11 protein-coding genes are annotated in these 13,491 nt (G+C 71.7%); 2 read left to right on the forward strand and 9 right to left on the reverse strand.

From position 1 onward, the window contains the following. Together VKG64_04785 and VKG64_04790 are read left to right on the forward strand one after the other, a co-directional pair. Positions 1-553: radical SAM protein (locus tag VKG64_04785; protein HKB24352.1), on the forward strand; the 553-nt coding region annotated here is incomplete at its 5' end. A gap of 44 nt (positions 554-597) precedes the next feature. Beyond that, positions 598-3,480 carry a YfhO family protein gene (locus VKG64_04790; protein HKB24353.1) on the forward strand — a complete coding sequence of 961 codons (2,883 nt, stop codon included), beginning with the start codon at positions 598-600 and terminating at the stop codon, positions 3,478-3,480. A gap of 6 nt (positions 3,481-3,486) precedes the next feature. On the opposite strand, the gene asnB is transcribed toward VKG64_04790, so the two are convergent. The 9 genes from asnB to VKG64_04835 form a co-directional block, all read right to left on the reverse strand. Further along, a complete protein-coding gene (gene asnB, locus VKG64_04795) occupies positions 3,487-5,376 on the reverse strand; it encodes an asparagine synthase (glutamine-hydrolyzing) (protein ID HKB24354.1) in 1,890 nt (629 codons plus the stop codon). Positions 5,377-5,381: 5 nt separating this feature from the next. Continuing rightward, positions 5,382-6,326, reverse strand: a complete 945-nt coding sequence (locus VKG64_04800; protein HKB24355.1) for a glycosyltransferase family 2 protein — start codon at positions 6,324-6,326, stop codon at positions 5,382-5,384. A gap of 17 nt (positions 6,327-6,343) precedes the next feature. Continuing rightward, the gene (locus VKG64_04805; GenBank protein ID HKB24356.1) at positions 6,344-6,868 is read right to left on the reverse strand and encodes a hypothetical protein; all 525 of its coding nucleotides are present in this window, start codon (positions 6,866-6,868) and stop codon (positions 6,344-6,346) included. Between the two features lie 10 nt (positions 6,869-6,878). Beyond that, positions 6,879-7,895 carry a methyltransferase domain-containing protein gene (locus VKG64_04810; protein HKB24357.1) on the reverse strand — a complete coding sequence of 339 codons (1,017 nt, stop codon included), beginning with the start codon at positions 7,893-7,895 and terminating at the stop codon, positions 6,879-6,881. Positions 7,896-8,332: 437 nt separating this feature from the next. Continuing rightward, complete coding sequence (locus VKG64_04815) at positions 8,333-9,061, reverse strand: methyltransferase domain-containing protein (protein ID HKB24358.1); 729 nt, start codon at positions 9,059-9,061, stop codon at positions 8,333-8,335. Further along, complete coding sequence (locus VKG64_04820; GenBank protein ID HKB24359.1) at positions 9,058-10,605, reverse strand: hypothetical protein; 1,548 nt, start codon at positions 10,603-10,605, stop codon at positions 9,058-9,060. The genes VKG64_04815 and VKG64_04820 overlap by 4 nt, the downstream gene beginning before the upstream one ends. A gap of 203 nt (positions 10,606-10,808) precedes the next feature. Further along, on the reverse strand, positions 10,809-12,002 hold the full coding sequence (locus VKG64_04825) for an FAD-dependent oxidoreductase (GenBank protein HKB24360.1): 1,194 nt from the start codon (positions 12,000-12,002) through the stop codon (positions 10,809-10,811). Continuing rightward, on the reverse strand, positions 11,999-12,502 hold the full coding sequence (locus VKG64_04830; GenBank protein ID HKB24361.1) for an MOSC domain-containing protein: 504 nt from the start codon (positions 12,500-12,502) through the stop codon (positions 11,999-12,001). The genes VKG64_04825 and VKG64_04830 overlap by 4 nt, the downstream gene beginning before the upstream one ends. Beyond that, on the reverse strand, positions 12,499-13,479 hold the full coding sequence (locus tag VKG64_04835; protein ID HKB24362.1) for an ornithine cyclodeaminase family protein: 981 nt from the start codon (positions 13,477-13,479) through the stop codon (positions 12,499-12,501). Before VKG64_04835 ends, VKG64_04830 begins: the two co-directional genes overlap by 4 nt. Positions 13,480-13,491 lie beyond the last annotated feature (12 nt).

The following is a 13,491-nucleotide window of genomic DNA, read 5'->3' on the forward strand; positions in this document are numbered from 1 at the left end:
TCCGGAGAGCGGGTCGCCGAGCACGCTCCGGAGGATCAAGAAGAAGATCCAGCTCCCACGCATCACCGCCTCGATCCTCGAGGCCAAGCGGCAGGGGATCGTCGTGCGCGCGAACCTGATCATCGGGTTCCCGCACGAGACTCGGCGTGAGGTCTTCGAGACCATCCGGTACGGGCTGAAGCTCGCCGCCCGCGGAGTGGATGAGGTGAGCATCAACATCTTTTCGCCGTACCCGGGCTCCGAGCTCTATCGCGAGCTCGCCGACGCCGGCAAGATCCAGCTCGGCGATCGTTACTTCCTCCAGCTCACCTCGCTGAACAGCGACTACACGCGAACCAACCCCTTGACGCTCAACCCCGTCATGGGGCCGCGGGAACTCGCACTCTACCGGATCTCCTTCATGCTGCTCAACTACCTGGTCGGCTACGTGCTGCATCCGGGACGGATCTGGCGGACGATCCGAAACGTCTTCCTATCCCGGCACGCGGCAGCGACCGTGTTCGAGCATCGCCTCAAGGACGCGCTGGGGCGGAAGGTTCGAGCGACGGGATAGGTCGTCGTCGCCGGACCACGTCCGGTACAATGCGCGCGGGTACGATGCCGCGCCTCGCAGCGTTCGGCCGGAAGCACCCGGACCTCGTCGTCGTCCTCCTCCTGCTGATCCTGCCGTTCCTCGTCCTGGGGCGGGCGCTCCTGCCGGGCAAGGTCCTCTCGGCGGCCGACAACGTCGTCCTCTACGCGCCCTGGGCCGCGCAGTCCCCGGGCGTCGTGCCCGTGAACCCGTTGCTGCGCGACATCACGTTCCTCTTCCACCCCGCCGTCCTCTACGGCGCCGCGGAGATCCGCGCCGGGCGCTTCCCGCTCTGGAACCCGCACGTCTTCGGCGGCGCCCCGTTCTTCGCGAACCCGCAGACCGCGCTCCTGTTTCCCCTGACCGCGCTCGCGTACGTGCTGCCGCCGGCGCTCGCGCTGACGCTCATGTCGGTGCTCAAGCTCTCCGTCGCGGGGGCGGGCATGTACTGGTTCCTCCGCCGTCTCGACGTCGGCCGGTTCCCGGCGCTCGTCGGCGCGCTGGCGTTCGAGTTCAACGCGTTGCTCGTGACCTGGCTCGAGTGGTCGAACACGGGCCCCGTGATCCTCCTGCCGGTGCTGTTCGGGTTGACCGAGGTCTTGCGCGAGCGCGCCGGCGCCCGGCCCGTCGCGGCCCTGGCGCTCGCGGTGGCGCTCGCGGTCTTCGCGGGCTATCCGCAGCGCGTCGTTTACGGCCTTCCGGTCCTCGCGATCTGGACCCTCTACCGCTCCCGGGACGCGGCGCGCCCCGCGGGCTTCCTCGGGCGCTGGGTCGCCGGCGTGGCGCTCGGGCTCCTGCTCCCGGCCGTCCAGCTCCTGCCGTTCGTGGAGTACGCGCGCGCGAGCGCCGTGCTCGCGTACCGCGAGGAGTGGATGCTGCACTTTCCGCTGCCGCCGCGCACGGCGATCGCGCTCCTGATGCCGAATTTCTTCGGAAGCCCGTTGAGCCGGGACTTCTGGGGGCCGACGAACTTCAACGAGTTCTCGCTCTCGGTCGGCGTCGTGCCGTGGCTCGCGCTGCCGGCGGCGCTCGTCGCCGCGTGGTCCCGGCCGGGGACGAAGTACTTCGCGGGGCTCGCGGTCGGCTCGGCGGCCCTCGTCTACGGCGCGCCCCTCGTCGGCGACACCCTCGCGCGCCTGCCCGTCCTGTCCACGACGCTCATCGTGCGGACGGCCGATCTCCTGGTCTTCGCGCTCCCGGTCCTCGGCGCGCTCGGCCTCGACGCCGTCCGCCGGGCCGAGCCTGCGGCCCGGCGGCTCCTGCCCGCGGCCGTGCGCGGGGCGTTCGCGGTCCTGAGCCTCGCGGCGCTCGCGTTCGTGTGGAGGGAGTGGGCGCTCGCCGCGCGCGCGGGGATGCGCGTGCCCCTCTGGGCCCAGTACGCGTGGTTGCTCCTGCTGCTGACGCTCGCCGCCGTCCTCGTGTTGCGCCTGCTCCGGGCCGGCGGCGCGGCGCCCGGCCTGTGGACGGCGCTCGCGGCCGTCGAGCTCGCGAGCCTCGTGCCTCTCGCCGCCACCTACAATCCCGTGATCGACGCCCGGCTCCTCTATCCGGGCCCGCCGCCGTCCGTCGCGCACCTGCGCGAGCGGACCGCGCGGGACCACGCGCGCGTGTTCTTCGACGCCGGTCCCGAGCCTGCGAACTTCGGGACGATCCTGGGGCTCGACGAATTCGGCGGCTACGACGGCATGACGCCCCGGCGCGTCGAGCAGCTCGCCGACCCCGTCGGGTCGCTCGACTCCACCGCCAGCGGCGCGTTCCGCGTGACGGCCCCGGTCGGGTCGCCGGTGTTCGACCTGCTCGGGATCCGCTACGTGATGCTGGCGCCCGGCGCGCCGAGCCCCGCGCCTCACCTGGTCCTCGAGTATCGAGGTCCCGACGCTGTCGTCTATCGGAACGACCGGGCGCTGCCGCGCGCGTTCCTCGTGCCCCGGGCCCGGGCGTGCCTCGACGACGCCGCGACGCTCGCCCTGCTCCACGGGGGCACGCTCGAGGTGAGGCGGGAGGTGATCATCGCCGGCTGCGACGGCGCCCCGGCGGCCGGCGGGTCCGGGGGCGCCACGCGCGCCGAGATCACGAGCTACGCACCGGAACGCGTGGTGGTCGAGGCCACGACCGCCGCCGCGGCGTACCTCGTCCTGACCGACACGTGGTTTCCCGGCTGGCGCGCGTCCGTGGACGGGGTGGAGCAGACCGTCTGGCGCGCCGACCACGCGCTGCGCGCGGTGTGGCTGCCGCCCGGGCGCCACCGAGTCGAGTTCCGGTACGCGCCGGCGTCGTTCCGTGTGGGCCTGCTCGTGAGCGCGCTCGCGGCGCTCGCCGTCGCCGGCCTTCTCTGGGCCCCGGCGCGCCGGCGCGCCACGGGCCTGGCACTCGTCGCGGTGCTCACCGCGTGGCCCGCCGCGGCGCAGGCGAAGCTGCCCGCGGCGCCCTTCACGCTCGAGGCGACGCCGAGCGAGCTGACGGAGGGTGGGAACCTCACGCTCCGCGTGGATCGCGCCGGTGCCAGTCCCGAGCTCGACCGGCAGCCCCTCGACGTCTACGTCTCGGTTCTGCGCGACGGCGCGCGGGACTGGATTTTCCTCTCGCCGGCCGGTGCCCTGTCGGCGACGGCGAGCGTCTACGTCCGTGCGACACCGGAGCGGCCCTTCGGCGGTCTCCGCGCCACGCTGCAGGGCGTCGGGCCGGGCGGCTGGTACCTCTTTCGCGTGCAGTTCATCCGCGCGTCGGCCGAGCAGCCGACGCGCAAGAACTACGCCGCCCCACCGCTCCTCGCGACGGTCCGTGTCGAGCCGCGGGCCGGCGGCCCGGGAGCGTGGGCCCTGGGAGCGCTCGCCGTCCTCACGCTCGCGGCGCTCGGTCTCGCGTGGCTCACCCCCGCGCGCCCGGCGGAGGACCGTCCGGGGCCGTGAGCGTGCTCAGACCGGGTGGTAGCGCTCGGCCCAGAGCTGGAAGGCGAGGAGCGTGTAGAGCTTCTTCCGGTGGTCGCGGCGGCCGGCGTCGTGCTCCGCGAGTAGCCGCGCCACCGCCTCCGGCCTGAAGAGCCCGGCGCGCCGCAGCACGTCGGGCGCGCACGCCTCGTGGAGAATCCCGCGCAGCTCGCCCCGGAACCAGCGGCCGAGCGGCACGCTGAACCCCTTCTTCGGGCGACCGGGGATCTCGGCGGGGAGCATCCCCCGGACCGCTCGCTTGAGCGCCCACTTCGTCGTGAGGCCCCTGAGCTTGAGACGCATCGGGAGGGCGGCGGCGAGCTCGACGATGCGTCGGTCGAGGAGCGGCACCCGCACCTCGAGCGAGCAGGCCATGCTCGCGCGGTCCACCTTGGTGAGCACGCCCTCTCCGAGATAGCCCTTGAGGTCGAGGTAGAGGATGCGCTCGAGCCCCTCGGCGGACGTGGCGCGGGCGACGATCTCGTGGAACGCGTCGTACGAGGGTGGCGCCGGCAGGCGCGCGAGCACGTCGGGCGTGAACAGCTCACGCTGCTCGGCCGGCGTGAAGGAGCCCAGCCACAGCGCGTGGCGCTCGACACTCGGGTGCGGGAGGCCGGCCACGAAGCGCCTGAGCCTGAAGTCGAGGCTCAGGTCGTCCAGGGACACCGGCAGCCGCTCGACGGCGGGGCGCAGGAGGCGCCGGTGGACCCAGCGGGGGAGGAGCTCGAAGGCCCGCGCGAGGCGGTGGGCCTGGTAGGTCGGGTAGCCGGCGAAGAGCTCGTCCCCGCCGTCGCCCGAGAGCGCGACCGTCACGGAGCGGCGGGTGAAGCGGGAGAGCAGGTAGGTCGGCAGCAGCGAGGCGTCGCCGAGCGGCTCGTCCATGATGTCCGGCAGCCGGCCCACGAGGTCGAGCGCCGCGCGCGGGCTCAGGATCTCCTCGTGGTGGTCCGTGTCGAGGGCGCGCGCCACGCGCCGCGCGTGGGCGGACTCGTCGAAGGACGGGTCCTCGAAGCCGATCGAGAACGTCTTGAGCCGGCCCGGCGCGTGGCGGGCCGCGAACGCCGCGACCGTGCTCGAGTCGATCCCGCCGGACAGGAACATGCCGAGCGGCACGTCGCTCACGAGGTGCTGGCGCACCGAGAGGTCGAGCGCCGCCCTGAGCGCGTCGACCGCCTCGCCGTCCGCGACCGGTCCGCGGCGCCGGAAGTCCACGTCCCAGTACGGCTCGACCTTCACGCGGCCTTCGGTGTAGCTGAGCCAGTGGCCGGCGGGGAGCTTACGGACCGCGCGGAGGATCGCGTGGGGCGCGGGCACGTACTCGTGCGCCAGGTAGCGGGAGAGCGCCGTGAGATCGAGGCTCCGGTCGATCGCGGGATGCTCGACGAGCGCGCGCAGCTCGGACGCGAAGACGAGCTGGTCGGGCAGCACGGCGTAGTAGAGCGGCTTGATCCCGACGCGGTCGCGCGCGAGGACGAGCGTGCGCGCGGCCTCGTCCCAGACGGCGAAGGCGAACATGCCCTCGAGGTCCGCGATGGACTCGACGCCGCGGTCCTCGAAGCCGTGGACGATGACCTCGGTGTCCGAGCGCGTCGCGAAGGCGTGGCCGCGGGCCGCGAGAGCCCGGGTGAGCTCGCGGTAGTTGTAGATCTCGCCGTTGAAAACGACCCACACGCGGCGGGCCTCACCCGTCATCGGCTGGTGACCCGTCGCGAGGTCGATGATCTTGAGCCGCCGCATCGCGAGCCCCGCGGGCCCCTGCACGAAGAAGCCCTCGTCGTCGGGCCCGCGGTGGGCGAGCCGGTCGTTCATGCGCCGGAGGACGGCCGGGTCCGGGCGCCGGTCGGCGCGCGCGAAGATGTTGCCGACGATCCCGCACACCGCCGCTACCGCTCCTCGTCCGGGCCCGCCGTCTCGCGCACGTAATACGTCGGCTTCCGCTGCGTATCGTAAAATCCACGAATGACGATCTCGGCGAGGAAGCCGATGAAGAGGGAGAGAGTGCCGGTAATCAGGAGCAGCATCATGAGGAAGACGAGCGGCGTCGCCTCGTAGTGCCGGAGGACCAAGACCCGGTAGGCCACGACGTCGAACGCCAGGAAGCCGAGCGCGAGGTTCGCGAGGCCGAACCCGCCGAAGACGTAGTTGGGCCGAGTGGAAAAACCGCTGATGAATTTGAGCGTGATGAGATCGACGAGGACCTTGTAGGTCCGCGTGAGCCCGTATTTGGACGCCCCCCGCGTGCGCGGGTGGTGGGTGACCTCGAGCTCGGTGACGCGCCCGCCGACCCACGCCGCCAGGACGGGGAGGAAACGATGCATCTCACCGTAGAGGCTCACGTCCTGGATGACCTCGCGCCGATACGCCTTGAGCGTGCAGCCGAAGTCGTGGAGGGGCACGCCGCTGAGCTTCCGGATGAGATAGTTCGCCACGTGCGAGGGCAGGACGCGCGTCAGCCACGGGTCGCTCCGATGGCGCCGCCATCCCGACACCACGTCGTAGGCGCCGCCGAGCTCGGCGACGAGCCGCGGAATGTCGTGGGGGTCGTTCTGCAGGTCCGCGTCGAGCGTCACCACGATCGGGTATCGTGAGTGGGCGAAGCCGGCGGTGAGCGCGGCCGTCTGGCCAAAGTTCCGCCGCAGTCTCACGAGGCGCACGTGAGCGTCCTTTGCAGCGAGGCGCTTCAGCAGGTCCCACGAGCCGTCGGTGCTCCCGTCGTCCACGTAGACGACCTCGTACGGGCGCCCCATGGGCTCCAGCGCCTCCGTCAGGTGGGCGTGCAGCGGCTCCAGGTTGTCCCGCTCGTTGAGGACTGGGAGGACGACCGACACCGCGTCTCTCTCGGGCATCACGCGGGCCGGGAAGGCTGGATATTCATGGGCGCGAAGAAGAATCGCTCGATCAGACTCGCATGGATCGTTCGACAACGCGAGGGCTCGGGATCCCCGACGCCCCACAATTGCACATGCCGAGCCAAATTCCGTAGATGCGTCAACGTCGTGGTCAGGGTGACGAGGGGCAAGAGGCAGAGCGCGAAATACGCAACGGCGTGCCCGGCCGTCCAGAATGCGGCGAGGATCCCGATCTGGCCCTTGAGCGCCAGCCGCAAACCGCCCAGATAGAGCAGCAGGATGCTGGCCGCGGCGAGCGCGCCGATGGGCACCGTGCCGACGAGCGCGAACGCCGCGAGGGAGAACACGCCGCGCAGCGAGAAGATCGCGCGCGACACCGACGGGAGGTGCGTCGCGGGCCCGACTCGTTTGACGCGCCGAAAGACGCCGGGAGCGGCGCACGATGGACAGGGCTCGCCGGGCTTGACGGGACGGCCGAGCTCTTCGTGATGAAAGCAACGCTTGCAGAAGATCTCGGCCATGGGCTCGAGATTACGTTGTCCAGCGGGACAGCGCGCCTTCCGATCTCGCGGTGAGCAGGCGCCAGGAGTTGTCGTTTCTCGACGTCAGGCAGCACGCCAGGCCGCGCGACGTCGCCCAGCGCTCGACCTCTGCGCGCGGCAGATATTGCGCGAGCTGCGGGACCAAGTGGTCGTAGACGATGTGCTCGAGGTACTCGCGCGGATACTTCGTCAGGTGCCGGGTGTACGCGTCATACGGAAACGACGTCGGCTCCGGGAAGAGCTTCGTGAACGCCCGCGCCCCGAGCGCCAGCGGGATCGTCAGCGCCTTCGACAGCGCGTACAGTGCCGCGTCCGGCATCCGGCTCGTGACCAGGCGTCGCAGCGGCGTGATCACGTTCTCGATCCACTCGTTGTTCTCTTTGCCGTAGACCCACACGCTCAGCGCGCCGTCCTCTTTGACGACGTCGAGCAGCGCCGCAAAGGCCCCCTCGGGATCGGGCGTGTGGTGCACGACCCCGATCGAGTAGCACACGTCGAACGCGCGCTTCGGCAACGGCAACGAGAAGATGTCGGCGCGCATCACGTGCACGTTCTTGAGGTGCCGCGTGTTCGCGTACGCCGTATGGGCGACATCCGAGTAGTCGAAGCCGATGAGCGCTCCCGGCGCGTTCGGCGCAGCCGTCGCCAGCCAGCGCCCCATACCGCAGCCGGCGTCGAGCACGCTGCGACCCGCGAAGAGCTCCGGCTGCAGCGGCGCTACCCAATCACGGAAGAGCTCATCGTTGAGCGCCGGCTGCGCGATGATCACGTCGCTGTAGCGCTTCCAGTTCGTCAAAAAGCCGCCCGTCGTCTGCTCGACCGGCCCGTTTCTCGATGCGCCGCGAACGAAGTCGGGCACGCCGTCGACGACGGGCCACTGCTTGCCGCACGCGGAGCACGTGAGCGTGCCCGCGACGATGTGCGCGCCGTCGCGCCGAGTGCTGTACACAGCAAGCGCGACCTCGCAGAACGGACACTGCAGATACTCGAGGAGCGCGTCGCGCATGGCTAATTCGACGGTCGATACATCTCGGGCGTTTCGTACTCGAGATCTCGCACTCCGTCACATGCCGCCTCGCGATCGAGTGACCCGCGGAGGCAGCAAACGTCGCGACTGGCCGGCGGCGGTGCCTCGGCGGGCCGCGGACCAGGGTCACGCACGGGGCTCGCCCTCTCCTCCCTAGTCCGAGGTGCGTCTGCGCGCGATGCTATCACCGGGCCACCGCCGCCTCACGCCGCGATGTAATACGAGTCGTCAAGCGTCTCAAGGAGCCTCTGAACATTGCGTGGATCGTTCTGGGATTCGCGTCCAGCGTGACCAGGATTGGATCGTGCGAGTGAGCGAACCCCGCCAGGGCCCGCGACTCAGTGAGGCGCGCGTGGAGCCGCTCCACGGAGACCCGCTCGTTAAAGACGGGCAAGACGACCGGGACGCCCGCGGGCTCAGCCACGGCGCGTGCGCTCCTCATCCACCGCCTCGCAACGCACGACGTAGCGGATCGGGAGCCAGCGGAACGGCACGCCCTCGACGCGCGTCACCCTGAGGCCGGCGGGCATCAGCGCGAGGAAGCTCCCGAGGTCGAAGGTGTGGAGGTGCCACTCGTCGTCCATCCGCTCGGGCATGGCGTAGTCGCCCGCGCGCGCGCGCATCAGGAGGCCGTAGAGCCCGCTCCGGTGGAGCACCGCCTTCAGCCGGTTGATCAGCCGCTCGTTCGGGACCGAGACGACCGCGACGCCGTGCGGCTTCACGATGCGCCACATCTCGGCGAGCGCCCCGGCGGGTGACGGGACGTGCTCGAGCACCTCCGAGCAGTAGACCCGGTCCCACGCGCCCGTCCGGAAGGGCAGCTGCTCGGCGTCGCCCTGGACGAGGACGTCGTGCCGGCCGAGGCGCTTCGCCGCCTTCGCGAGCAGCGCTTCCGCGAGGTCGAGCCCGAAGCCCCGGCCCGCGGGCAGCGCCGCCATGAGATGGCCGGCGCCGCAGCCGACCTCGAGGACGCGGTCGCCGAGCCGGGGCGCGAGCAGCGCGAAGATGCGGCGCACGCGCTTCCGCTCGATGTAGCGGACGATGGGGCTCGGGTGACTGTGGAACCGCTCGACGTCGTACTTCGCCGCCATCGCGTCGTTCCACGCCTTGAACTCGGCGCGGTCGCGGAAACCGGACCCGCTCATCGCCCGGCGGTCCTCGGCCGCGCGAGCTTGTAGATCTCCGCATCCTCGATCCGCTCGACCAGGGCGTAGCCGTTGCGCAGGGCCTGTTCCCTCCACCACGACCGCTCGGACTCCGAGTTCTCGATCAGGTTGCCGACGACGACCACGTCCACCGCATGCCGCTGGAGGTTCGCGAGCAGTTCGCGCGGGGACATGAAGTTGAACTTCTTGATCTCCCGCTCGGTCATGACGCCGGCGAAGCCGATCGTGAAGTGGTTTTCCATCTTGGGGAAGATCCGGGCCCGGGTCTCCACGAAGTAACCGGGCCAGGGGGCCATGACGAAGGGATGCCCGGGCTCGATCTCGCGGTCGATCGCTCGTCCGACGGCGCGGATGGCGGGGATCGACCAGCTGCGCGCCTCGCCCTCGTACCGGAGCCAGTAGATGTCGCGTCCGCTCGAGGTGAAGCGGTAGAAGTCGATCGGCGAGACGAGGATGTACGCGGCGAGCACGACGGCGCCGAGCCGCCTGAGCCCGGCGCCCGCGCCCTCGGCCGCGAGCGTCGCGACGAACACGACGACGTCGACGATCAGGAACGGAACGGCCATCGAGAGGTACTGCGTGTACGTCGGGGTCGGAATCATGCCGGCCAGGGCCAGCGTGAGGAAGATCATGGAGGAGAGCGGCAGGCGCCGGCGCGCGGCCACGCGCGAGACCCACGACGCGCAGCCCGTGAGGAAGAGGATCGCGAACTGGAGGCTCACCGCGCCCTCCGCGCTGTTGAGCCCGAGCACCTGGAGCGCGAGATAGATCTTCTGCGGGAAAAATCCAAAGAATCCCCAGGGGGAGCGCGTCGCGTGGCTGGTGATGATGTTGAAGACGAAGGTCTCGGGCTCGATGAGGTAGAAGAACTGGTTCGGCAGCAGCGCCAGCGCGAGGCCGACGGCGAAGCGCGCGGCCTCCGACAGGCGTCGGCGGAAGTCTTGCCGCGCCTCGAGGTAGAGGTCCACGAGGAACACGGGCACCACGAAGACGACGTAGAGACGGATGTCGATCGCCAGCCCGAGCAGGAAGCCGCTGTAGAACCACCGGTTCGGCGAGCGGCTCAGGGCGAGCACGGCGTACGCCGCGAACAGCGTCAGCGTGCCGAACGCGAAGGTCTTGATCAGCGGGAGCCAGCCGAACTCGAGGCTGGTGAAGCCGAAGATGACGACCGCGAGCACGCCCCACGCCTGGCGCCCGGTGAGATGCCGGACCTGCCGGAAGAGCAGCAGGCCGAGCGCCATCGACGCCAGCGCCGAGAGCAACCGCGCGCCGTACCAGGAGTTGCCGACGACGAATTTCATCCAGACGCCGTAGATGTACGGCGTCAGGAACATCTGCGGCCAGTAGAGGTCGTGAAAGAGGAGCTGCCCCTCCATCACGAGGCGCGAGTCGAGGAGATAGATTCCCTCATCGCCGTCCACCAGGCGGTAGTGGGACATCGGCACGAAGACGGCGGCGAGCAGGAGGGTCACCAGGGCGTAGATGACGGCGGGGCGTGCCTGGTCGATGCGCGTGATCACCGTGACGACACCTCCACGATTATAACGGCGGGGCTCGGCGCCGCCCTAGGTCCCGGAAGAGACCACTCGTGCAAGCGGGACGCCAAGCATACCCCGGGCCGAGCGGGCGCTAAGTTCGCGTGGTCAAAGGGCGACGGACCGAAGGTCAAGAGAGGCTCGACATCGACCCTCAGCCAAACTTGCACCCATCGGTCGCGTTCTGCTCAACCGGCCCTCGGTGCGGCCGCGCCGAGGTAGGACGCGACGAAGCTGCCCTCGGGCCGCGCGCCCGCGAAGCGGGCGAGCGCGAAGGGCGCCGCGCTCACCGGTGGCGCAGCGCCCGTGATCAGCGCGGCCACCATCTCGCCCACGGCCGGGGAGAGCTTGAAGCCGTGGCCGCTCATGCCGGCGGCGGTCCAGAAGCCCCGCACGGGCGACTCGTCGAGGATCGGCATCCAGTCGGGCGTGATGTCGAAGGCGCCGGCCCAGCCCCGCCGGTAGCGCGCCTCGGCGAGGCGCGGCAGCGCGCGCCCGGTCCGCTCGAGCACCGCCGTCGCCTCGTCGAGCCCCGTCTCGTCCCCGAGCCGCTCGGGGTCCATCGGGTGTCCCGCCTCGTCGTCCGTGAGGGATCCGGTGAGAGTCAGATTGCCGGTCTCGGGGCGCACGTAGGCGCCGCCGGCGAGGTCGAGATAGACGGGGTGCGGCGCGCCGAAGGCAGCGTCGCGCTCCACGACGAAGACCGGGTGGCGGCCGACGATGATCGGGAGGTCGACGCCCGCCAGGCGCGCGACCGCGCGCGCCCACAGGCCGGCGCAGTTCACGACGACCGGCGCGTCGATGTCGTCACCGGCCGCGGTCGTCACGCCGGAGACGCGGTCGCCGCGCCGGCGGATCGCCACGACCTCGACGCCCTGCTCGATCACGGCGCCGCCGCGCCGCGCGGCATCGGCGAACCCGTGCGTGACGGCCGTCGGGTCGCCGTAGCCCGACTCCGGCTCGTGGACGACGGCACCGAGCCCCGAGGCGTCGATCCGCGGCTCGAGCCGCGCGAGCTCGCCGGGCTCGAGCAGCTCGGCCCGGATGCCGAGGCTCCGCTGGACGCGAAGCGTCGCCTCGAGCGCCCCGCGCATGGCGGCCGGGACGCCGATCAACGCGCCGCAGGCGACGTAGCCCGCGTCGCCGCCGACCGCTTCGGCGAAGTGCTGGAAGACCCGGAGCGAGCGCAGGACCATCGCGCTGGTCTCCGGCGTCGGGTAGAGCTGCCGGACGATGCCGACCGAGCGGCCGGTGCCGCCGGAGGCGAGGAACCGGCGCTCCAGCACGAGCACGCGTCGCACGCCGAGCTCGGTCAGGTGGAAGGCGAGGGATGCGCCGGTGACACCGCCGCCGATGATGACGGCGTCGGCGGTGCGCGTCACGGCCGGGCGGGCGGCGCGCTCGCCGCGGCCCCGGCCTCCGTCAGGATCCGGACGGGGTCGCCCTCGCGGATCGCGCCGCCGGCCAGCACGCGCGCGTAGACGCGGCTCCAGCCCGGATGGCGCCTCTGCGAGACGCGCGAGTAGTCGCGGTCGCGGAAGACCGGCGCGACGTTGGCGCAGGGGCTCGTGTAGCGCGTGACCTCGAGCAGGACGGTGTCGCCGAGGCGCAGGCGGGTCCCCGGCGAGACCGCTGACCAATCCAGGTCCCGCACCGTGACGTTCTCACCGAGCGCGCCCGGGACGGTCGCGTGACCCTCCGCGCGGAGCGCCGCGATCGCCTCGAGCGCGTAGAGGCACACGGCGCGCTCGGGACCGCCGTGGTGCTCGGCGTCGCGGTGGCCGTCGCCGTCGAGGCCGAGCGCCCCGACGCGCGCCGACGCCACCCGCGTCTTCGGTACCCCGCCCGGCGAGACGCTGATCTGCGCGATGCGCCCGTTCACAGGCTCACCTCCGTGCCGAGGGATCGCTCCCTCGCCCGATTGTACGCGAGGCGGGCGGCCGCCAGGTCCTCGAGCGCCCAGCCGACGGACTTGAAGAGCGTGATCTCCTCGGGCCGGGTGCGCCCGGCGCGCGCCCCGGTCACCAGCTCCGCCAGCTCGGCGACGACGTGCTCCCGCCCGATCGCGCCCTCGCCGAGCGGGATCAGGATGTCGCCGGCCTCCTCCAGCGCGCCCGCGTACGTGTCCACCGCCACGCGCGCGCGGCGGACGACCTCGGTGTCCACCTCGCGGGCGTCGCGCCGGAACGCCCCCACGGCGTCGACGTGCGTGCCGGGACGGAGGTCGGCGCCCGCCACCACCGGCGTCCGCGCCGTCGTCGCGCAGGTGACGACGTCGGCGTCGGCCACGGCCCGGCGGGCGTCGGGCGCGACCTCGACGGCGATCCCGAGCTCGCGGCCGAGCGCGGCGCAGAATTCCCGCGCCCGCGCCGGGTCGCGGCCGACGACGGACACGCTCTCGAGCGGCAGGACCGCCGCGAGGCAGCGCACCTGGAACGCGGCCTGCACGCCGGCGCCGAAGCAGGCGAGGCGGCGCGCGTCGGGCCGGGCCAGGTGGCGGGCGGCGAGCGCCGAGGTGGCGCCGGTGCGGATCCCGGTGAGGAAGGTGCCCTCGAGGAGCGCCAGCGGCCGGCCCGAGGCGCCGTCCATGAGGACGTAGCTCGCGTAGATCGTCGGATGGCCGCGGAGGCGATTCCTCTCGTAGTAGGTCACGAGCTTCGTCCCCAGCGCGTGGGCGTCGCCGTCGTCGATCGCCGCGGGCATGAGGAGGAGCACGCCGTCGTCGGCGACGGGCAGCACGCCGCGCGCCGGCACCCGCGTCCGCCCAGCCGCATGCGCGCCGATCGACGCCGCGAGGGCATCCACGAGACCCGGCGGGTCGAGGACGGCCCGCAGATCGTCGCGCGAGAGGACGAGCACCGCCCGGGGAGG

The sequence above is a fragment of the Candidatus Methylomirabilota bacterium genome, assembly GCA_035260325.1.
Classification (GTDB): Bacteria; Methylomirabilota; Methylomirabilia; order Rokubacteriales; family CSP1-6; genus AR19.

Bases quoted from the DNA above. Each gene is read 5' to 3' on its own strand.
- VKG64_04790 (HKB24353.1), top strand. From the start codon at position 598: ATGCCGCGCCTCGCAGCGTTCGGCCGGAAGCACCCGGACCTCGTCGTC.
- VKG64_04805 (HKB24356.1), bottom strand. From the start codon at position 6,868: ATGGCCGAGATCTTCTGCAAGCGTTGCTTTCATCACGAAGAGCTCGGC.
- VKG64_04810 (HKB24357.1), bottom strand. From the start codon at position 7,895: ATGCGCGACGCGCTCCTCGAGTATCTGCAGTGTCCGTTCTGCGAGGTC.
- VKG64_04815 (HKB24358.1), bottom strand. From the start codon at position 9,061: ATGAGCGGGTCCGGTTTCCGCGACCGCGCCGAGTTCAAGGCGTGGAAC.